At 51.4% G+C, this 20670-nt stretch carries 24 protein-coding genes and 3 pseudogenes; 21 read left to right on the top strand and 6 right to left on the bottom strand.

Annotated features, from left to right (window positions below; genetic code table 11):
* A pseudogene (locus tag ET34_RS21410) lies at positions 1 to 209 on the bottom strand (phage tail protein); the annotation flags it as partial.
* 78 nt (positions 210 to 287) lie between these two features.
* On the opposite strand from ET34_RS21410, the gene ET34_RS0101615 reads away from it, so the two are divergent.
* The 9 genes from ET34_RS0101615 to ET34_RS21405 all read left to right on the top strand — a co-directional run bounded on the left by ET34_RS0101615 (position 288) and on the right by ET34_RS21405 (position 7012).
* On the top strand, positions 288 to 893 hold the full coding sequence (locus ET34_RS0101615; RefSeq protein ID WP_051640436.1) for a recombinase family protein: 606 nt from the start codon (positions 288 to 290) through the stop codon (positions 891 to 893).
* A gap of 64 nt (positions 894 to 957) precedes the next feature.
* Entirely contained in the window at positions 958 to 2148 is a 1191-nt protein-coding gene (locus tag ET34_RS0101610; RefSeq protein WP_031518905.1) for a phage tail sheath protein, read from the top strand.
* 12 nt (positions 2149 to 2160) lie between these two features.
* Positions 2161 to 2679: a phage major tail tube protein gene (locus tag ET34_RS0101605; RefSeq protein WP_031518903.1), complete on the top strand. Its 519-nt coding sequence runs from the start codon at positions 2161 to 2163 to the stop codon at positions 2677 to 2679.
* A gap of 57 nt (positions 2680 to 2736) precedes the next feature.
* Positions 2737 to 3012, top strand: coding sequence for a phage tail assembly protein (locus ET34_RS0101600; RefSeq protein WP_031518901.1), 276 nt, complete (start codon positions 2737 to 2739; stop codon positions 3010 to 3012).
* Between the two features lie 32 nt (positions 3013 to 3044).
* Complete coding sequence (locus ET34_RS21185; RefSeq protein ID WP_051640441.1) at positions 3045 to 3164, top strand: GpE family phage tail protein; 120 nt, start codon at positions 3045 to 3047, stop codon at positions 3162 to 3164.
* Positions 3157 to 5112 (top strand): phage tail tape measure protein, encoded by a 1956-nt coding sequence (locus ET34_RS0101590; protein WP_031518900.1) that lies wholly within the window; start codon positions 3157 to 3159, stop codon positions 5110 to 5112. Before ET34_RS21185 ends, ET34_RS0101590 begins: the two co-directional genes overlap by 8 nt.
* A gap of 12 nt (positions 5113 to 5124) precedes the next feature.
* The gene (locus tag ET34_RS0101585; protein ID WP_031518898.1) at positions 5125 to 5598 is read left to right on the top strand and encodes a phage tail protein; all 474 of its coding nucleotides are present in this window, start codon (positions 5125 to 5127) and stop codon (positions 5596 to 5598) included.
* Positions 5595 to 6746, top strand: coding sequence for a phage late control D family protein (locus tag ET34_RS0101580; protein ID WP_031518897.1), 1152 nt, complete (start codon positions 5595 to 5597; stop codon positions 6744 to 6746). Before ET34_RS0101585 ends, ET34_RS0101580 begins: the two co-directional genes overlap by 4 nt.
* A gap of 68 nt (positions 6747 to 6814) precedes the next feature.
* Positions 6815 to 7012: an ogr/Delta-like zinc finger family protein gene (locus ET34_RS21405; RefSeq protein WP_072001934.1), complete on the top strand. Its 198-nt coding sequence runs from the start codon at positions 6815 to 6817 to the stop codon at positions 7010 to 7012.
* Between the two features lie 40 nt (positions 7013 to 7052).
* On the opposite strand, the gene ET34_RS0101575 is transcribed toward ET34_RS21405, so the two are convergent.
* A complete protein-coding gene (locus ET34_RS0101575) occupies positions 7053 to 7484 on the bottom strand; it encodes a DUF3828 domain-containing protein (RefSeq protein ID WP_031518895.1) in 432 nt (143 codons plus the stop codon).
* A gap of 1 nt (position 7485) precedes the next feature.
* Positions 7486 to 7842, bottom strand: a complete 357-nt coding sequence (locus ET34_RS21400; RefSeq protein WP_072001933.1) for a CHAP domain-containing protein — start codon at positions 7840 to 7842, stop codon at positions 7486 to 7488.
* Positions 7843 to 8210: 368 nt separating this feature from the next.
* Here ET34_RS21400 and ET34_RS20765 point away from each other — a divergent pair.
* From ET34_RS20765 to ET34_RS0101530, 8 genes and pseudogenes are all read left to right on the top strand, one after another.
* Positions 8211 to 8731: pseudogene (locus tag ET34_RS20765) on the top strand (DUF2778 domain-containing protein).
* Positions 8706 to 8972: a hypothetical protein gene (locus ET34_RS0101560; RefSeq protein WP_031518892.1), complete on the top strand. Its 267-nt coding sequence runs from the start codon at positions 8706 to 8708 to the stop codon at positions 8970 to 8972. Before ET34_RS20765 ends, ET34_RS0101560 begins: the two are co-directional and overlap by 26 nt.
* 1 nt (position 8973) lies before the next feature.
* Positions 8974 to 9242, top strand: a pseudogene (locus ET34_RS22820) (Hcp family type VI secretion system effector); the annotation flags it as partial.
* 48 nt (positions 9243 to 9290) lie between these two features.
* Positions 9291 to 9575, top strand: a complete 285-nt coding sequence (locus ET34_RS22855) for a terminase small subunit (RefSeq protein WP_236633805.1) — start codon at positions 9291 to 9293, stop codon at positions 9573 to 9575.
* A gap of 93 nt (positions 9576 to 9668) precedes the next feature.
* Positions 9669 to 10358 carry a hypothetical protein gene (locus ET34_RS0101545; RefSeq protein ID WP_031518889.1) on the top strand — a complete coding sequence of 230 codons (690 nt, stop codon included), beginning with the start codon at positions 9669 to 9671 and terminating at the stop codon, positions 10356 to 10358.
* Between the two features lie 243 nt (positions 10359 to 10601).
* Complete coding sequence (locus ET34_RS0101540) at positions 10602 to 12833, top strand: KAP family P-loop NTPase fold protein (RefSeq protein WP_051640435.1); 2232 nt, start codon at positions 10602 to 10604, stop codon at positions 12831 to 12833.
* A 769-nt stretch (positions 12834 to 13602) separates the two neighbouring features.
* Positions 13603 to 14919, top strand: a complete 1317-nt coding sequence (locus tag ET34_RS0101535) for a tyrosine-type recombinase/integrase (protein WP_031518886.1) — start codon at positions 13603 to 13605, stop codon at positions 14917 to 14919.
* Between the two features lie 4 nt (positions 14920 to 14923).
* Positions 14924 to 15538: a Fic/DOC family protein gene (locus ET34_RS0101530; RefSeq protein WP_031518884.1), complete on the top strand. Its 615-nt coding sequence runs from the start codon at positions 14924 to 14926 to the stop codon at positions 15536 to 15538.
* On the opposite strand, the gene ET34_RS22415 is transcribed toward ET34_RS0101530, so the two are convergent.
* The gene (locus tag ET34_RS22415; RefSeq protein WP_089591852.1) at positions 15535 to 15681 is read right to left on the bottom strand and encodes a hypothetical protein; all 147 of its coding nucleotides are present in this window, start codon (positions 15679 to 15681) and stop codon (positions 15535 to 15537) included. The genes ET34_RS0101530 and ET34_RS22415 overlap by 4 nt on opposite strands.
* 153 nt (positions 15682 to 15834) lie before the next feature.
* Between ET34_RS22415 and ET34_RS0101520 the strand changes: the two genes are divergently transcribed.
* From ET34_RS0101520 to ET34_RS0101505, 4 genes are all read left to right on the top strand, one after another.
* On the top strand, positions 15835 to 16623 hold the full coding sequence (locus ET34_RS0101520; RefSeq protein ID WP_031518882.1) for a hypothetical protein: 789 nt from the start codon (positions 15835 to 15837) through the stop codon (positions 16621 to 16623).
* A gap of 212 nt (positions 16624 to 16835) precedes the next feature.
* On the top strand, positions 16836 to 17072 hold the full coding sequence (locus ET34_RS0101515) for a helix-turn-helix transcriptional regulator (protein WP_031518881.1): 237 nt from the start codon (positions 16836 to 16838) through the stop codon (positions 17070 to 17072).
* Between the two features lie 132 nt (positions 17073 to 17204).
* On the top strand, positions 17205 to 18617 hold the full coding sequence (locus tag ET34_RS0101510) for a YfjI family protein (protein ID WP_031518878.1): 1413 nt from the start codon (positions 17205 to 17207) through the stop codon (positions 18615 to 18617).
* Positions 18618 to 18846: 229 nt separating this feature from the next.
* Positions 18847 to 19470, top strand: a complete 624-nt coding sequence (locus ET34_RS0101505; protein WP_031518877.1) for an inovirus Gp2 family protein — start codon at positions 18847 to 18849, stop codon at positions 19468 to 19470.
* 72 nt (positions 19471 to 19542) lie between these two features.
* On the opposite strand, the gene ET34_RS0101500 is transcribed toward ET34_RS0101505, so the two are convergent.
* Entirely contained in the window at positions 19543 to 19944 is a 402-nt protein-coding gene (locus tag ET34_RS0101500) for an N-6 DNA methylase (protein WP_269077673.1), read from the bottom strand.
* A 26-nt stretch (positions 19945 to 19970) separates the two neighbouring features.
* Positions 19971 to 20668, bottom strand: a protein-coding gene (locus ET34_RS0101495; RefSeq protein WP_236633800.1) for an IS1 family transposase whose coding sequence is annotated in 2 segments (ribosomal slippage) — positions 19971 to 20419 and positions 20419 to 20668 — 699 coding nt in all. Because the reading frame shifts where the segments join, the coding sequence is not laid out codon by codon here.
* Between the last annotated feature and the right edge of the window lie 2 nt (positions 20669 to 20670).

Below are 20670 nucleotides of genomic sequence, written 5' to 3'. Positions count from 1 at the left end.
CCCCTACCATCATCCCAGCCACGAATAAATTCCCCGCGCAGATCGGGTAATACTCCACTGGGATAAACCGCAGCGAGTTTTGGATAACGCGCTTTATCGAATGCCGCACCGTTATATTTCAGCCAACCTGCTGGCGCGGTGGCTGATGGCCACGGTACCGGCACACCCACCGGCAGCGCGGAGCCTTCCCCCAAACCAAGGTTTTTAAGAACCCACTCTCTCACCCGAATTACCCCACTTTCCCGCACTCGTGGCATGCTTACGCCTTTTTCGAAGGGCGGAGTAGTATGCTTATCGGCTATGTCAGGGTATCAACAAACGACCAGAACACCGCGCTGCAGCGAAATGCGCTGGAGTGCGCAGGATGTGAGCTGATTTTCGAGGATAAAATCAGCGGCAAGACCGCTGAACGGCCCGGCCTTAAGAAGCTGTTACGCATGCTCAGCGAGGGCGATACCCTGGTGGTGTGGAAGCTGGACAGGCTCGGGCGCAGCATGCGGCATCTGGTGACCCTGATTGAAGAGCTGCGGCTGCGCGGCGTCAATTTTCGCAGCCTCACCGACAGCATTGATACCAGCACCCCGATGGGACGTTTCTTCTTTCACGTCATGGGCGCCCTCGCCGAGATGGAGCGTGAGCTGATTGTCGAACGCACCCGGGCCGGGCTGACGGCGGCGCGAGCGCAGGGGCGGATTGGCGGGCGTCGCCCGAAGCTGACCGAGGCGCAGTGGGCGCAGGTGGGCAGGCTGCTGGCCGCCGGCGAATCGCGCCAGCGCGTGGCGATCCTGTTCGATATTGGCCTTTCAACCCTGTACCGCCGGTTCCCGGCAACGCCGGTTCCCGGCAACGCCGGGCCCGCCCCCCCCGTTGTGCCATCCCTTTCCCAACCCTGACAAATAGCGCCAGACGGTGCCAGACGTGAAAATGGACTCACCCCTTAACGATGGAGTGAACCGGATGAGTGATTTTCACCACGGCGTCCAGGTCGTCGAAATTAACGACGGCACGCGCGTCATTTCAACTGTCTCAACGGCAATTATCGGTATGGTCTGTACGGCCAGCGATGCTGACGCGGCGACTTTCCCTTTAAACCAGCCCGTGCTGATTACCAACGTGCAGAGCGCGATTGGCAAAGCCGGTAAAAAAGGCACCCTCGGTGCGGCGCTGCAGGCGATTGCCGACCAGTCCAAACCCGTCACCGTGGTGGTGCGCGTGGAAGAGGGCAGCGGTGAGGATGCTGAGGCAGCGTTCGCCCAGACCGTCTCTAACGTCATCGGGACCACCGACGCGAACGGCAGCTATACCGGCCTGAAAGCGTTGCTCACCGCCGAAGCGGTGACCGGCGTGAAGCCGCGTATTCTCGGCGTGCCGGGTCTCGATACGCAGGAAGTGGCGACCGCGCTGGCTTCGGTGTGCCAGAAGCTGCGTGCGTTCGGCTACGTCAGCGCCTGGGGCTGTAAAACCGTGTCGGAAGCCATCGCTTACCGCGCCAACTTCAGCCAGCGCGAGCTGATGGTGATCTGGCCAGATTTCCTGGCGTGGGACACCGCGACTAACGCCAGCGCAACGGCGTTCGCTACCGCCCGCGCGCTCGGCCTGCGTGCGGCCATCGACCAGTCCACCGGCTGGCACAAAACCCTGTCCAACGTCGGCGTCAATGGCGTGACCGGCATCAGCGCCTCGGTGTTCTGGGATCTGCAGGAGCCCGGCACCGATGCGGATCTGCTCAACGAAGCGGGCGTCACCACGCTTATCCGCAAGGACGGTTTCCGCTTCTGGGGCAACCGCACCTGCTCTGACGATCCGCTGTTCCTGTTTGAAAACTACACCCGTACCGCGCAGGTGATTGCCGACACCATGGCCGATGCGCACATGTGGGCAGTAGACAAGCCGGTTACCGCCACGCTGATCCGCGACATCATCGACGGCATTAACGCCAAGTTCCGCGAGCTGAAATCCAACGGCTACCTGATCGACGCCCAGTGCTGGTTCGATGAGAGCGCCAACGATGAAGCTACGCTCAAGGCTGGCAAGCTGGTGATTGATTACGACTATACCCCCGTGCCGCCGCTGGAAAACCTGACCCTGCGCCAGCGCATTACCGACAAGTACCTGGCGAACCTGGTCACCTCGGTCAACAACAGCTAAGGAGGCTGACCCATGGCATTACCGCGCAAGCTTAAATACATGAACCTGTTCCTGGATGGCACCAGCTATCTGGGTGTAGTGACAGCGGTCACGCTGCCGAAGCTGACCCGCAAACTGGAGAACTACCGCGGCGGCGGCATGAACGGCGTCGCCCCGGTGGATCTGGGGCTGGACGATGAGGCGCTCTCCACCGAGTGGACGCTGGGCGGCTTCCCGGATGAGGCCATCTGGTCGCTGTACGGCGCGGTGAGCGCGGACGCGGTGCCGGTGCGCTTTGCCGGCTCCTATCAGCGCGACGATACCGGCGAGATCGTGCCGGTTGAAGTGGTGATGCGCGGTCGTCTGAAGGAAATCGACGCCGGGGAAGCGAAGCCGGGCGAAGACACCGAGGCGAAAATCGCGGCGGTCTGCACCTACTACAAGCTGACCATCAACGGCAAAACCCTGGTGGAGATCGACACCGTCAACATGGTGGAGATCATCAACGGCGTGGACCGTCTGGCCCAGCACCGTCGCAATATCGGCCTGTAACTGTCAGCCGGCCAGATCCTGGCCGGTTATTTTTCCCCTCAGCACAGAGAGAACTCCATGCAGAACGAAAACACCGTCATTCTGACGCAGCCGATTGTTCGCGGCGAACTGACCATCAGCGACGTGACGCTTACCCAGCCGAACGCCGGTACTCTGCGCGGCGTGGGCCTGGCAGCGCTGGCCAACTCCGAAGTGGATGCCCTGATTAAGGTGCTGCCGCGCATGACCACCCCGACGCTGACCGAGCAGGACGTGGCGCAGCTGGCCTGGCCGGATCTGCTGGCCTTCGCTGGCAAGGTGGTAGGTTTTTTGTCGCCGAACTCGGCGCAGTAACCCTGCCGAAAACCCTGACGGTGGACGATCTGATGGCGGATATCGCCGTCATCTTTCACTGGCCGCCGTCTGAGCTTTATCCCCTGAGCCTGACTGAGCTCATCACCTGGCGCGAGAAGGCGCTACAGCGAAGCGGAAATACCAATGAGTAACGCAAACATTGACGCACTGCTCAGGGCCGTTGGTCAGGCGTCGCTGCCGTTCAAATCCATCGAGGCGGCGACCGCCTCGCTCAACGGCGATATTCGCAGTATCGGGCAGAGCCTGCGCGGCCTGCATCAGCAGTTGGCAGACGTGGAGAGCTTTCAGCGCACCCGCGAGCAGCTTGCCCGCACCGAAACTGCATTGCAGAGCGCCCGCCGCGAGAGCCGGGCGCTGGCAGACACCTTCCACAGCAGCAAACAGCCTGCGGCGGAACTGTGGGACGCGATGGCCGCCTCCGGGAATAACATCCGCACCCTGAACCAGCACGCCGCCGACCTGCAACGCTCGCTGGCAAGCCAGCGTCAGGGGCTGGAGCAGGCCGGTATCAGCACCCGCAACCTCACCAGCACGCGGGCGCGGCTCAGCGCTTCGATCCGCGATACCACCGTCCAGCTTGAACGCCAGCATGAGGTTCAGGCGCGGGTGCTGCGCCAGCAGGCGCAGCTCAACGCCGTGAAACAGCGCTATCAGGCTGGCCAGGCCCGGGCGGAGCGTATCAGCGGCGTGAGCGATACCGGCATGAAAGTGGTGTCGGCCGGAGTGACCGCCGGTACCGCACTGCTGAAACCCGGTTATGACTTCACCGAGAAGCAGGCTGCACTGCAGGCTGAGCTGGGCCTTGCTCAGGATGCGCCGGAACTCCGCACCCTGCGCGAGCAGGCCCGCACCTCCGGGGCAACCACCGCCGCCGACGCGACCAGCGCGCAGCTGGTGATGGCGCAGGGGGGAAGCGATGCCGCCGCGATCGCAACGCTGATGCCGCTGGTGCGCAGCATGACCCTGTCCAACCACGACTCGCAGGCGACCAACGCCGGCGTGGTGATGGCCGCGGTTAACAACGGCACCCTGAGCCAGCTGCAAGCCCGCTATCCCACTGCCGCCGCGCCAGGGGTCAGCGCGGCCCCGGACAGCCTCGGGGGGGATATCGCGCAGCTCAAAGCGGCTTACGAGTCCATCAGCATCGACATTTTTGCCGGGCAGGAGTCGTCCCTGCGCAAACTGGTGCAGACCGCCACCGGCTGGTTACAGAGCCTGGGGACATGGATCGCCGACAATCAGACCCTGACCAGCACCCTCGCCATTATCGCTGCGGCGGTCGTGGGCGTGGCCGGGTTTATCGGCGCGATGGGCGCGGTGGTGTGGCCGGTGATGACCGGTATCAACATCATCATTGCCGCGGCGGGCACCCTCGGCACGGTGTTCAGCATTGCCGGGGGCATCATGGCGACGGCCATCGGCGCGATCTCCCTGCCGGTAGTGGCCATTGGTGCCGCCATCGTCGGCGTCGCGCTGCTGCTGTACAAATACTGGGAGCCGGTCAGCGCCTTCCTCGGTGGGCTTTTCACCGGCATCTGGGAAGGCGTGCAGGCGGCGTTTGGCCCGCAGATTGCGCTGTTCGGCAAAGTGGGGGAGGCCATCGGCGGCATCTGGCAGTGGCTGTCCGATCTGCTGGAACCGGTACAGATGAGTAAAGAGGCGCTGAACAGCTTCCGGGATGTTGGTGTGCTGTTTGGTCAGTCGTTGGCGGATGCGCTGCTGCCCCCGCTTAAGGCCTTTAACACCCTGCGCAGCGGCATTGGCTGGGTGCTGGAGAAGCTGGGCGTGGTCAAAAAAGAGTCCGGCGCGATTGAGGAGGCGGCGGACAAGGTCGGTGCCCCGGCGCCGGTATCTTATCTGACGCCCACCGGTGAGATGAAGGGCTATACCCGCTACCAGGCGGCGACGGCCCCGACCAGCCGTACCAGCGTTGACCAGAGCCAGCACAGCTACAACATCAACGTATCCGGCACCGGCCTGACCACCGCTGACGTGGTGCAGAGCATACGTAGCGAACTGGAGCGCTATGAACAGCAGCGCCAGATGCGTAAGCAGGCCAGTATGCAATATGACGTGTAAGGAGATGGGATCATGATGTTCGCGTTAGGCATGTTTGTGTTTATGCCCCGCACGCTGCCCCTGCAAAGCGCGCAGCGCACCGTGGGCTATCGCTGGCCGTCCGGCAGTCGCGTCGGCAACCGCGCCGGTTATCAGTATCTGGGACCGGACGCGGAGACCATCGTCCTGAGCGGTGCGCTTTATCCGGAGCTGACCGGCAGCACGCTGTCGCTGTCCGCGCTGCGCCTGATGGCGGAGCAGGGGCGGGCGTGGCCGCTGATTGACGGCAGCGGTTTTATCTATGGCCTGTACGTGATTGATAAGGTTACCGAGAACGGTTCAGAGCTGATGAGCAACGGCAGCGCCCGCAAAACCGACTTTACGGTGTCGCTGATCCGCGTCGACCCGCCGTTCAGCGCCCAGCTTGGCGATCTGCAGCAGCAGGCCGAAGAGATGATCGGTAAGGCGAAAGGGATGGTCACGACGGTAACGGGAGGCGTGCTGTGATTGACCTGACGCTGGCCGATGCCGGAGCCGCGCTGGCACCGGATTTCACGCTGACGCTCTCCGGGAAAGACATTACCCGCAACGTCAGCGAGCGCCTGATAAGCCTGACCCTGACCGACAACCGGGCCTTTGACGCCGATACGCTGACGCTGGAGATTGATGACAGCGACGGCATGGTTGAGCTACCGGCCAGGGGGGCGGTGCTGGCTCTGTCGCTGGGCTGGAAGGGAAGTGGCCTGATTGATAAAGGCACCTTTACCGTGGATGGTGTGACCTTCAGCGGCGCGCCGGACCGGGTCTCGATTAAAGCCCACAGCGCTGATTTTCGCGGGTCGCTTAACGTCAAGCGCGAAGCCTCTTATCACAACACCACGCTCAGTGCGCTGGTGGGGCTGGTGGCCGCGCGCAACGGGCTGAAATCGGCGGTGGCGTCGGCGCTGGCGGATATCGCTATCGCGCATATCGACCAGTCGATGGAGTCTGACATCGCCTTTCTCACCCGGCTGGCCGGAAAAAATGGCGCCGAGGCAACGATAAAAAACGGCAGCGTGCTGTTCCTGCAGCCGGGGCGGGGAACCACGGTAAGCGGGCAATCAATCGCGCCGCTGTCTATCACGCGCCGCGCCGGCGACAGCCACGCCTTCACCATTGCCGACCGCATGGCCTATACCGGCGTTATCGCCAGCTGGCTCAATACCGCCGCACCCGAGTCGCAGGCGAGCAGCGTTACCCTGCAGCGCAAGCCGACAGCGGCACCCGCTGCCAGCGTCGCGCATCCGCGCGCGCAGGCACCGCTGCCGGACGGGCAGGGCAAACGCGAAGATTACATTATGGGCGAGCCGGCTAACGCTTTTGTCCTCACCGACAGCTTTAACAGCAAAGAGGAGGCGGTGCGCGCCGCCAAAGCGAAGTGGGACGCGCTGCAGCGCTCTGCCGCCACGTTCAGCATCAACCTGGCGATGGGCCGCGCCGACCTCTATCCGGAAACGCCGGTAACGGTCAGCGGCTTCAAGCGCGTGATAGATGCCCAGACCTGGACCATCAAAAATATCGAGCACAGCCTGAGCGATCGCGGCTTTACCACGAAGGTGGTGCTGGAAGCATTACTGGATAATATTGAATATGAGGAAAGTATTAGCGAAGGGTGAATAACGTTTCTGGATGGCGAAAAACGGTGGGATAATTATTTCCATCAGCTCACCGAGGGAGAGAAAATATGTTTCATTGCCCGCAGTGCCGTTCTTCTGCACACGCCAGAACCAGCCGTTATTTAAGTGAAAATACCAAAGAGCGCTATCACCAGTGCACCAATGTAAACTGCAGTTGCACCTTTGTGACAATGGAATCCGTCGAACGATTTATTGTGGCGAAGGCGAAGAACGCGGATGCCGCAGGGGTGCGCAACGGGATGTAACTGGATATAAATAAAAAAGAGCGTCGGGAGACGCTCTTTTTTATTTAACATTTGTCACTGACTGAATTTTCCACAGTTCGTTTTCCTTAATCATACAATCCGCCACTACATGCTCCTGCTTCGCTCCAAATGCAATCTGAACGTTGAAACAAACTGGATCGGCATCAGCGGACAGAACGGCTATATTTTTCGACCAGTCATCACCGATATATTGCGACTTAATAAAAAAATCGGCGTCATAAAGCTGTTCGCCCGACTGGCGCTCCTGTTCGTTGACGCGGCGTAATTTTCCTAGCGTTGCGGTAGTTACGTATTTTTGCATTACATTGTTGGCATAATCTGGGGCAATGTTTTGAGTAACCTGGCTAAGATACCAGCGATTAAACTCAACGGCAGCGTCCTGCGGCGCAGTATTCTCCGAGGCGGCTACCGTCGAAGTAGCCAAAAGCAGAAGACAGGCGATACGAGTCATATTAATCATGCCGATAAATAATAAACGAAGGCTTTAAGGCGCGGTATTCGACGCCCGGGTACATCGTCTTTTGACGAAAATCGCTGATCCACTGATGGCCATCAAATATACAGACGTGACCATATTGGTGATGCTGCGTACCCTGAATAACCGCAATATCACCGGCCTGAAGCAGGTCATGGGTTTCATAGAACCCGGCGTCAGCGAGATGCCGCCCAAGGTCTTTCGCATTTGCGCAGGTCAGGTGAATACCACCAGCGTTGACAGCGTTGCAGACGAATCTGGCGCAATAATGGGTACTTTTCCCCTGGGCGTGTAGCTGTGCATAATTTACTGCGGCTTTTTTATTCCACGGCATTTTTAACGCTTCCTTGTTAACTTGACAGGAAAAACGTTACGCCTGTGGATAGTGTAAGTATGTAATAAATGGCGTGGAATTATTAACCACCATAAAAATAAAGAATGTCTGGCGTGCTTAAATAATTAAATTAGATAGCTGAGGGGGAGTGATACATGATACTGGACTGATGATAGCTTGATGGCAGGGGTGCTGCGGGCGGAGCGGGAAACAGAAATTATCATAAACTAAATCGTTACAACGTAAATGCGCAGAAATTTTAAGGATGTGTTGATGTTTTATATCACAACAAATCACATTTTACTTTGGGGCACAGAACAGAAAAGCAGTACCATTAACCTGATACATTATAAGGATATAGAGTATTTATGGCGTTAAATGGAAAGCTGCTATTGAATGGTGCAGATTACTCCCCTTTAAATCTGTATGGCGTCGGGGTTTTTATGGCGTTTTCTGGTAATGGAATTTACCGGAACAAAGGGGCATGTGGGGCTATGAAAGGTGATGGGCCTTGCCGCCGGGTAAATACTGGATTGTGGAACGTGGTTCTGGAGGATTCTTTTCACAGAGAAAATCTGAAATACAGGATGCATGGAATAAGATACGTCATGGTGCTGCATTTGGGCGTGATGAATGGTTTGCCCTGTACAGGGACGACTGGGGGATTGATGACGGTGCATGGGTTGATGGCGTTCATCGGGGGTTGTTCAGGCTGCATCCGGGAACTGCATCTGAGGGTTGTATAACAATTGCTCATAACTCAGATTATGCACTAATCAGAAATGCGTTGATGAATACAACGCCTGTGCAGGTTCCTTGTATGCGGTCCCTCATGGCTCGCGGTTGGGTTGAGGTAGTAGCCAGTGACTATAAAAACACTTGCCCGTAGGGTTGCCAAAGTGGCATTTTTTATTTTTATCACGTTTGCTATCGCCCGGACACTTGGCCCCGCTGAGGTTTATATAAGCCACGATCTTGCAAGAAATCTCGCCCAGTTTATGAGTGGTGATGTAAACGCAGAATCAATTTACGATGCTTGCTTTTACATTGATTTTTTCTCTGTACTCATTATGGCAGCAGTTATTTATATAACAGTGATTAAACTTGTTAAAAAAATAAGGAGCAAATGAAATGCCAATCCCTCCATATATGTGGTTTAAAGATGACGGTGGTGCAGACATTAAAGGTTCTGTAGATGTGCAGGATCGTGAAGGAAGTATAGAAATCATCGGATTAAGTCACGGAATTAACCTGCCGGTAGACAGCGCTAATGGTAAAATTACCGATGTTAACTGCTGAAGTTAGCGGGTAACGATAAAATGAACCATGTTGAAAGCATCAGTCTGCAGTATGAAAAAATTACCTGGCGTATTGTAGATGGAAACATCCAGTTCACCGACGAGAAATTGCTTAAGGCACGGATTCGACTGACTAATGCCCAAGTTGATATGCAGGGGTTGGAGACCGAACGTAAGAACGGGAAGATTATCGACACGGAGTTTAGCATCTGTACGCTTTCCCGGCTGGCCGGAGAAATATCCCCAATTCTGGACGGTTTATCGCTGGTCATCAACCGAACTTACCCGCAGGTGCCGGATTATCAGATAGAAAGGATCCGTACCAAAGTGGCCAGAATGTGGTACCGGACCGCCAGCGTTGGTGTACGACTTCCAAAGCTGGCAGCCGAGTGCATCGGTACTTATCAGAGCGAGCAAACTCAAAGTGTGAATTAGCTTACAGGTTACTGAAAATGTTAAGTTCGTTAGTTGCTATTTAGGGAAAGACCATATTTATTGCAATGACTAATCAATCATAAGGTAATAGAAATGGCCGGACAATTAGATGAAGCAGCAAAACAAATTCTGGGTACTCTTTTAGCAGATTTTACCGATAGAGGGTTGAGTGCACAGGATCTTAAAGATGGTTATATTGGGCCCAAGATTGAAGCGCTGGCTACCGCAGTATGCAATGTAGATGACATTACCAAAGTAGATTTTGAGGTAGCGTTTAAAGATTTAGAGAAAGCTCGTTTAATCAAAACTGGGCCAATGGAAATTATTGATCCAAGCTCATTTGGTAGTGGGGTGATCTTCATTGGTTCTGTGAGTAAGCGTGAGTATGCTTATCTGACCGAAAATGGTTACAAAGAATCGCGTAAATCTCCTAACCGACCTCAGCGAGTGCAGCGAGTGGTAAATAATATTCATATTTCTGGTGGGCAGTTCGAGAATCTTCAGCTTGCTGCAGGTGAGAGAGTTAATCAATCAATGGCCATCACTAATGGGACGGATTCAGAAATTGTCGCTAAGTTAATTTCTATTTTGGAGAGTCAGGGACAGGTGGTGAACCCTCAGCAGCGCTCTGATCTTGAAAAGGTCATTAACGAAGCGAATGAAGGCAATGCTAAAGAAGCAAAGAGCCTGTTAGAGAAGGTATGTGGCCCTGCATGGAGTGCTTTACAGCCAGTTATTTGGCCGATAGTGGGTGAGCTAGTTAAAAAAAGCCTGGGGCTTTAAGATTTTTCGTGGCGAATTTACCCCATTGTTACCTTAGGCAGGTAACGGCTGACCAACTGTCAGGACTTTTTAGGGCATACGGGTGGCTGAGCTTCATTGAAGTGCTGGGCCTGCTCGCGTTGTATGTACTCTATCCTGAAGCGTTTGAGATGCTGGGCTGGGAAAACTCACAATGAAATCTCAGGCGAGCTTCCTTAAGGAGGCTCTAATCGGACTGCTCTACCTATACGGAGACCTCTGAGTATGAAAGAAAAACACCCGACCGACACTGTAATGCCGGACAGGCCAGTCAGCCATCCTGATGAGGATCGATACGGCTTTCGTCATGTGGCGCAACAACTGGCCCGTTCTGTCATGGGAGTAGGGAGAGAAGGCTGTGCCGTTATCGGCATTGAAGGTTCATGGGGTTCCGGGAAAACCAGCTTACTTAACCTGCTTCGAAACGAACTGGAAGAAGAGCGGGAGGATAATACGTTTGTACTTTCCATTTCACCCTGGCTTGACGGTGGTAATAACAGCACAGTTGAAAGCCTTCTCATTCCTGTAGCCGCCATTATAGCCCGGGAAGAAGAACGACGCCTTTCACCCATTCAACGTCGCAGCTTAAAGAAGAAAAAACAACTGACAGAAACCGCAGGCAACGTACTGCGGTATACACAGGCAACAGCTCGCCATTTGGCTCCGGCAGCGGAGATTGCGGCATTGTTCCCCGGAATACCTAATACCAACGGGTTACTTAAAGCCCTTTCTGAAGCTGACTTGAAGGGAAGAGGAAAAACGACGGCTGAATTACGAACAGAAATTGCGGAAAAAATTGTTGCTCTCGATCTCAGCTTCATCGTGCTACTTGATGACCTGGACAGGCTGGAGCCGGCGCAGGCTATTGAGGTCATTCGCCTGGTCAAATCCGTCGCTGATTTTCCACGCTTTCGCTACCTTATGTGCTATGACCGAGCCGTGCTGGCTCAGGCCATTCAGAATGGACTTGGCGTGGCCGACGGAGACTTGTACTTACAAAAGATTGTCCAGATTTCCTTCTCGCTGCCGCGTCCGGAAGCTTTTGATCTCAGGCGTGAATTTCATGCCGGAGCCGTAAGTTTATACCAGTCAGTCAATGGGACTGAGCCGGATCAAAGCATTATCAGCGACCTGTCACTGGTGACAGATACCTACGGTGCCAGTCTGAAGACGCCGCGTGAAGTACAGCTGGCACTGAGCGGACTGGCTTTTAGGTACAGTGGAATCCGTGACTATGTTTATCTGCCTGATCTGTGCTTTCTGCAGCTCATTCATATTACCCATAATGCGTTGTACAACTGGATAGAGGAGTACCTGACAGAACGGGCTGTGGTTGAGTCTGGTGACGGCAGCGTCAGTGAGGAAGAAAAGAGGACGCTGACAGAAGAACTCGGGGCATGTCTCGCACGTTTTAAATCATCCCAAGCGAAGTCAGCTACTTCACTGCGCAGACTGATACCAGGTATCTCAGGATATAACGTCGAAAATTTGTCCCTGTTCGGACAAATTCCGGATGAAGAAAAGGCGGAAATGACGACAAAACGCCGGCTGGGAAGTGGAGCTTACTGGCGATATTACTTTGCTTTTTCCTCTCCGCAGAATGTTCTGCCACCTGACTACTTTAATCATCTCTTCGATATGGCGAGTTCTGCAGAAACGTATTCTGCTCTGGCTGAAGAGCTGCTGTCGCGTATCAACAGTAACGGTATCTCCTCCCGTACCTGGTTTGAGCATATCCTGAGCCAGCTAACCTGGCCAATGATTAACACGCGTTCTGAGAATGATTGTGCTGGTATGCTGACCTTCTTTTTTCATTTTGGAGATGAAATCATTGCTCGTTATCGGCAGCGAAATCGCTGGTTTTCCCCGCATGATCTGGATATAAAGCGGGTTGTCGATCGATTCCTGAAACAAATGCTTGATGCTAATCGTGATAAGGCAATTGAGCTTCTTTTGTCCCTAACAGTTAAGGGAGAATCATTATTCTGGATTGCAGATTATATACGCCATTTATTATGGCAAAACGGACTGGCCGGAAATCGGGTTTTGCCAGAGCAGGAACGTATACTAACCAACGAAGAGCTGGAACAGGTTCGGAGTCATTTCTATAAGCGTATAAATGGCGATAAACGTATGTCTCAACTTCCCGTAGGGATATCACTGAGAAGCTTTGTATGGGCATGGAGGGATATTGCTGGCGAGGAAGCGTTGAAAGCTTGGATCACGCAACACTCTGCCAGTGATGAAGATTTTCTGACGCTGGTACTAAGCCTGCGTAACCATATTATTTCCAGTTCGCATGGGCATTACCTGGTTCTTGAACTAAGCGATGTTGGATATATGTTCGGTGGTGATGAGTTGCTGCTGAACAAACTCGAACGTATTGAGGCTGAAGGGAAATTTCCTGCTCAGACAGAAGAAATCAGAGATGCTATTGAGCTCAGTAAATCATTCTGATAGTTGTAAACCATCCTCAATTAAATACTTGAACTGAAGGTGCATGCTGGGACTACTCATGATGAATAAAGCCAAACGAGAGTTGTAAGAGAAGGGACGCGCACCTGCAAAAAGGAGCTCGTTTTGGCATTTTTCTGTTTGGGATGTTTCCGGTTCCGTTTCGTGCAGAATACAGATGCGGCGCGGCTTAAACGTGTTTGCTAACCGGAAATGCCCTGCAATTGATCCAACTGGAAATAGAAGCGAGCCGTTTCAGGTTAAATGGCTGGTTATAGCGTTAAAGCGACGCGTGGTGCGGTCTGGAGCGCGTTGAGGACGTTTCCGGTTCGCGTGGGGTAGGGGGGCAGAGAATCGCCAGGCGGTTAAAAAGCGGCTACGGCCCGCTTAGTAATTTTTTTACACCCGCGAAATAACAAAATTTATTTTGTTCACCATTAGTACCTATAGTGACCTGTGCAAAATATCCTATAAATATCCTGGCAAAAAATAAGGGCTGACGTTTTTAACGTAAGCCCTTGTTTTATTTGGTGGCCCCTGCTGGGTTTGAACCAGCGACCAAGCGATTATGAGTCATAAAATCAGCATGTTTCTAATTGTTCGCCATTGCCTCTATTTGTATTTTTAATTGTTAATAATCAACTAGTTACAAAGTAATTTTTGTTTCTGATTGGTTCTCTTATTTCCTCATTGTACTATCCTTACCTGACCCATTACCTGACCCAAAATGGGCATTGGGTCAGGTAACGCTTATCCTCAGAAAGGTAACCTCATGGCCGCTAATCTTACCGAGACTGCTATACGCGGATTGAAGACAAAAAGCACGTCGTACTACGTGTGGAGCAACAGCGCTCAGCGCGGTACCGGCAGGCTTGGCGTCAAAGTTCAGCCTTCAGGTAGCAAGGTTTTTTATTTCCGTTACTACGTTGAGAAAGGGAAGAAAGAGAAATTCATCCAGTTGGGCATCTGGCCTGAGATGAAACTGGTGACGGCCAATGATCTGGCGAAAAAGTATGGTGCCTGGCTTGTTGAAGGAAAAGATCCCCAGCAAGAGCTTGAACAACAGCGCCTGGCCGAACAGCACATCATGCAGCTACATCGTTCGCAGGGATCGTTTGAAGAACTGGTGCATGGCTATGTTAACAAGATGAAACTCGACAACAAGCGTACCTGGGCCGATGTGCTGAAGCGTCTTGAAAAAGAGTGTTATTCGGTCATTCCTCGCGAAACCAAAGCGAAAGATGTCACGCCGTTACAGATCAAAACAATCTTGTCTGGCATTATCCAGCGTGATGCTGTGGTCCATGCAAACCGGATTCGTTCCTACCTGATGGCGGCATTTAACTACGGTCTGAAAGCCGATAACGATCCGATGAATACCAGTGTGGGTATCACGTTCGGTCTTGAAGTTAACCCGGTCTCGGCTATACCGAAGCAGTCTTCGGCGGAAAAAGTGGGTGATACATGGTTAACGCTGGAAGAGCTTCGTTTTGTCATGGAGCGGTTTGCAGAGTCCACCAACGTAGGACCGTTGATGCAGCATCTTATCCGCTTTTGTGTTTATGCTGGTGGGCAGCGACCGTTTGAAATGATTGCCAGCCAGTGGAGCGCGATTGACTGGCAGCAAAAGACGTTACTGGTCATAGCCGATGTATCGAAAAACAAGCGCGAACACCTGATCCCGCTGACTGAATCGGCGCTACAGGAATTAGCCTCAGTGAAAGAACTGACTAAGGAAAGTAACAGTCCCTATATTTTCCCGCTATCAACTAACGGTGAGCGTCCGGTACGTACTGATAGCCTGGCGCGTTCCATCATGTATTTTCGTGCCTTTAATCCTGAGTTTAAAGTTTTCACCGCACGAGATTTACGCCGCACCTGTAAAACGCTGATGGGGGAGGCGGGGATCAGCAAAGAGATCCGGGACCGTATTCAGAACCATGCTCTGAATGACGTCAGCTCAAAACATTATGACCGTTATGATTACCTGCCTGAAAAGCGTAGGGCGCTTGAGATCTGGGAAGACCGGGTTAACAACTATCAGCGGCAGCAGGAAAACAACGTTGTGAACCTGTTTGGGCGGAGGTAAGGGGTTGTCAAAATATGAGCTTAATTCAGCGGAAGAGCGTTATCAGCCAGGCTCTAACGACCTGGTGCTTGCCAATAAATTGGGGATAGTTGATGAGCAGGAAATGGAGGCGCTGGAGTCTGGCTTGTTGTTGATGCTTTATGAGCAGTTATTTATCGAAGGCCAGCCGCCTGCTGAGCTGGCTTTTGAACATATCAGCGGCTGGCATCGTCAATGGCTGGGGAATGTGTACGACTGGGCAGGGAGGCTACGTAACGCTAACCTGACTAAGGATGGTTTTCAGTTTGCGGCTGCCGACAGGATTCCGCTGCTGCTTGATGGCTTCGAGAAGCAGTTTCTTTCTCGGTCTGGTGAACTCAAATCCCTGGCTCGTCTGGAGCTGATAAGTTATCTGGCCGTATGCCATGTGGAGTTTATTTTGATCCACCCCTTCAGAGAAGGTAACGGGCGTCTGTCGCGGCTACTTTGCGATGTGCTGTCGGTTCTGGCAGGGAAGGGCTTACTTGATTACAGCCTGTGGGATGAGCACAAGGCGTTTTACTTCAAGGCAATACAGGCAGGCGTGTCAGGGAACTACAGCCCCATGATACAACTGGTGAACGATATCTTGCCAGACTAGCGGGCGAGGCCAACGGCTTTCGCCTGTGCCTGATTTTGTTTCAGTTGCTGCTCAATTTTTTGCACAGAAACACCGGTTTCGATCGCGGTTGAGCTGGCAACGGCACGATAGATTTGGGCTTTTGTTACAGGTGTTTTCTTCATGATGCTGTGTTCTCTTAAGTTAATCCGGAAATTTTAGAGGGTAACGGGGCTGCTTGCAAGGCATAGACTGAATGCCACTTTTCAGTTATATAAATCAATATATAAAGCACATATAGCGCAAGCAGCGAAGCGCCACACAGGACGACAAGTCGAATGACATTAAAGCGGCCCGATTTTTACCCTTTGGCAATGGCATCTGAAAAGTGCCATATCATGTCTGAAAATTTACTGAATGATTGGCTTGATCATAAAGTTCCACTCTACATTCGGTTGGATGCTTTGCCATGCCAGATCGTCAGGTACCTTGGTGGAGGCCAATTTCTTCTTAAAGATTGGGAGAGGAAAATTAAATCAGGCATGGATTATTATCAGCATGAAAAAATGCCAGAGTTTAAAATAAGGCAGTTTTACCCGGAGAAAGATGCAGAAATTGAATCTCGACTTCTGGAAGGTGATTTGGGGATATGTCGTTATACCTACAATGGGCATGCACATGGTTACTGGCGGGTAAAGGCTACGCCAGTGACTCGTTTTGCTGAAGACCATTACGTGCTAACGGATATGGATACTGTCAGAGAAAATAATAATATTGCAGGTGCGATTGTGGTATATGGTAAAGATGATAGGGATTATTTGATATTTCCAAGTGGAGTTTTTCGAGATAAATCAGAACTGTTTTTTGATGCAAATGAATTGTCACCACAAAGTGTAGAAAGCATGCCCGGCGTGAAAAAAGAAAAACAAACCCGCATTTCTAGGCCAGAAAGAATAGCCCTGTATGTCATGCTGAAAGAGCATTATCTTGATGGCAATGGTGAGGTTAATTTTTCAAAAATGGCGGAGATGCTTACTGTGGCATCCAAAAAATATGGATTCAGTGACTCATTCAGTGATGACACTATCGCTAAGTGGATAAAACGTATTGAGAATGAAAATCAATAGACCCTCTCCCGCTGGTAATAAATCGCCATAATGGCGCTTCGTCCACTTTAAAGATGGAAAATCATCAATAAGTGGGCACGCCAGTTGAATCGAGAATTACAGCAACCGCATTAATCCCCGCAATAAGCGCTAACACCTTAATAAGGTGTCCGCTGCTGTCATTCAGTTACCCATCTGCGACATACTGCCCCCACTGAAACAAAGGAGGCAGTATGAGTACAACATTTATCACCCCCACCCCGGAAGAACGCCTGAAAATCCTGCGTGATTACGGCGAGCATGGTGATCGTCTGGTGCGTGAACGGGAACGCCAGCGTATCACGTCCATTTCCCGCTCTACCGCGTGGAAACTGGAACAGGTTGGAAAGTTTCCACAGCGTAAGTCTATCGGCCTGAAATCCTGCGGATGGCTGTTAAGTGACCTGCTTTGTTGGATCAATTATCGTTAACCTTAGGTTTTTTTATTTATTTTTTTGTTTTTTCCTTAAATGCCCCGTGTTCATCCTGCTATTTCTTCCATTAATAGCGGAATAGCAATGTGAGGGGAATCGTTTTAAACGTTAACTGAATAAGAGGTATCTATGCTGTGTGGTCGTCCTTTCCCTGTGCATGTGTTCCCGCAGATCATCAGAAATGCGGTATATGAAGTGGAACAGCACACGCAGGCTCCTCAGGCTTTGATTGCCGCATCGGTACTGGGGGTTATTTCACTTGCCTGCCAGAACCGGATTGATGTGTGCCGACTGAAAAATCTGCGCAGTCCGGTCTCGCTTTTCTTACTGACTCTGGCGGAATCTGGTGAACGCAAAAGCACTGTGGACAAACTACTGATGAAGCCATTGTATCAACTGGAAGAAGAATGGTTTGAAAAATATACCCAGGACCTGGTTGTCTGGAGGAATGAAGAAACGGTTTTTAATATTGAAAAGAAAGCCCTGATGTCAAAATTGAAATCCGATATTCGCCGTAATAAAGATCACTCCACAACGAATGAACGGCTGAAAGAGCTACTGGCCGCGTCCCCGAAAGCACCGGTCAGGTTCAGGCAGATATACAACGATGCCACACCTGCGGCGATGAAAGACTCTCTCTGTGGACGCTGGCGGTCCATCGGGCTTATGTCTGATGAAGCTGGCACCATTTTTAACGGCTACGCGCTGAATGAACTGCCTTTCATCAATAAAATGTGGGATGGCGCAATGTTTCCCGTGGAAAGAAAAAGCGAGCCAGATAAATTAATCAAAGATGCCAGAATGACGCTGGGGCTGATGATTCAGCCTGATGTGTTTAAAAAAGGGTATCTGGAACGAAAAGGCGATGCCGCGAAAGGGATCGGATTCTTCGCCCGATGTCTGATATGTCAACCGGGTTCAACACAGGGCTACAGACAAATTACCAGTCCGGTTGTCTCAAGTGAGCATCTGCCGGTATTTCATCAACGACTGATAGACATTGTTAACGAGAGCATTGCCAGAAATGAGGAAAATGAGCGTCAGTGTCTGCGTTTCTCTCCCGAAGCAGAAAAACGCTGGCTCGAATTTTATAACAAAGTCGAGTCAGAAATGGGGCTGATTGGCTTCCTGTCTGATTTTAAGGATTATGCTTCTAAAATGGCGGAGAATATGGCGAGGATCGCCGCACTGCTGCATTACTTCAACGGCGATGAAGGAGAAATATCCCTTACTGCCGTGGAAGCCGCAGTAGATATAATCGCCTGGTATGTGGATGAGTATGTGAGAATTTTCTCTAAACCCCAGACGTTGCTGCTGGTAAGTTCAGAAGCAGACGAACTTTACTCGTGGATAAAAGATTATTGCTACAGGTGTGTGGTGCCGTATATCAGGAAGACAACCATCCTGCAATATGGCCCGAATCGGTTCAGGAACCGGAGTAAAGTGAATGAACTGCTCAGTACACTTTATTCGCAAAATAAAATACGGGCAGAGAAAAGAGGGAAAACCATTTTCATACAACCTGTCGATGGTTTTATATAACGAACAGAGCAAAGACAAGACGGAATAATCACTTTATTAAACAGTCATTACTGTAACTAATTACAGAGTAACTTTTAATCAGTCATCGCAGGCTGTGGCTATTCTTTGCCTGAAATTAAGTGTCGGATAGTTATTATATTGTACTGTCATTAACAATATCTGTATATCCACCATACTAATAGCCATACCAGTAATGCGATGACTGCTATCTATCAAGGAATAAATTATTATGAACCTCTACGATAGCGAGTATGGAAGTCATGTTAAGTCATACAAAGAAAGAATTATCGAAGTTATTAATAAAGCTGTTAAAGAACACGGACGTACACTGGCAATACGCGTGGATCTGCATGACCCGGTTATTCTGGATAATGGTGATACCATTTCCTGTATCGCGAATACTGATTCAGGAGCTATATCAAGATTTACCAATTCACTGAAAGCCAAACTGGCAGCAGATGAACAGCGCAAGCGTAAAGAAGGTAAACGGGTACACCCGAATACGCTCCGCTATGCGTGGGTGAGGGAATTTACCCAGAATGGTAAGCGTCATTTTCACGTATTTCTGTTTCTGAACAAGGATGCTTACTACCACTTAGGGGATTTTAATCTGGATGAAGATACGCTAAGAACCATGATTACATCAGCATGGTGTAGCGCATTAAACCTGACTCCCGAAGAGGGGCAGCACTTGGTGCAGTACCCTGCTAATGGTAAATATACCCTGAACCGTGATGATATTCTCAATGATATTTATCCCGGCGATTTACTGAACCGGATTGATTATCTCACCAAAGTGAAAAGCAAGATCTTTGATGACGGGAACAGATCGTTTGGGTGTAGTAATAATTAATACCAATGAGTTTTAATGCCCTTGTCGCAATGAAAAGGGCATTTTATTAACATGAAAATAAAACGGCGCGAATTACGGTAAAAGAGGTAAGCCTAACTCTTTTAGAAATTCGTTATGTTTTTGAGTTGCTGATTTTATCTGGTTATCCAGAGAAACCAACTCAGCATGTACTGAAGAAAGTTTGATTTCTTCTTCAGCCTCAGCCGTACTTACATAGCGTGAGATGTTTAAATTAAAATCATTTTTTTCGATTTCTTCCATGCTAACGCGACGCGCGTATCGTGGTTCTTCTTTACGGAACTTGTAAGTATCAATGATTTTTTTAATATGATCAGACGAAATCTGATTCTGCCGTTTACCCTTATCGAAGTATTCGGCAGCATTGATGAATAATACGTCGTCAGGTTTTTTACATTTTTTCAGCACCAGAATACATACCGGAATACCAGTAGAGAAGAACAGATTTGCAGGCAGTCCAATTACCGGGTAATGACTCCAACTTACTGATAGTGTTTTATGTTCAGATAATGCCCGATGACCTTGTCATGCAGCTCCACCGATTTTGAGAACGACAGTGACTTCCGTCCCAGCCTTGCCAGATGTTGTCTCAGATTCAGGTTATGTCGCTCAATGCGCTGAGTGTAACGCTTGCTGATAACGTGCAGCTTTCCCTTCAGGCGGGGTTCATACAGCGGCCAGCCATCCGTCATCCATACCACGACCTCAAAGGCCGACAGCAGGCTCAGAAGACGCTCCAGTGTGGCCAGAGTGCGTTCACCGAAGACGTGCGCCACAACCGTCCTCCGTATCCTGTCATACGCGTAAAACAGCCAGCGCTGACGTGATTTAGCACCGACGTAGCCCCACTGTTCGTCCATTTCAGCGCAGACAATCCCATCACTGCCCGGTTGTATGCGCGAGGTTACCGACTGCGGCCTGAGTTTTTTAAGTGACGTAAAACCGTGTTGAGGCCAACGCCCATAATGCGTGCACTGGCGCGACATCCGACGCCATTCATGGCCATATCAATGATTTTCTGGTGCGTACCGGGCTGAGAGGCGGTGTAAGTGAACTGTAGTTGCCATGTTTTACGGCAATGAGAGCAGAGATAGCGCTGATGTCCGGCAGTGCTTTTGCCGTTACGCACCACGCCTTCAGTAGCGGAGCAGGAAGGACATCTGATGGAAATGGAAGCCACGC

Origin of the sequence: Siccibacter colletis, from assembly GCF_000696575.1 — a bacterium.
Taxonomy (GTDB): Bacteria; Pseudomonadota; Gammaproteobacteria; order Enterobacterales; family Enterobacteriaceae; genus Siccibacter; species Siccibacter colletis.
The sequence above is the reverse complement of the archived record's forward strand: the minus strand, read 5'-3'. Positions and strand labels throughout refer to the sequence as shown.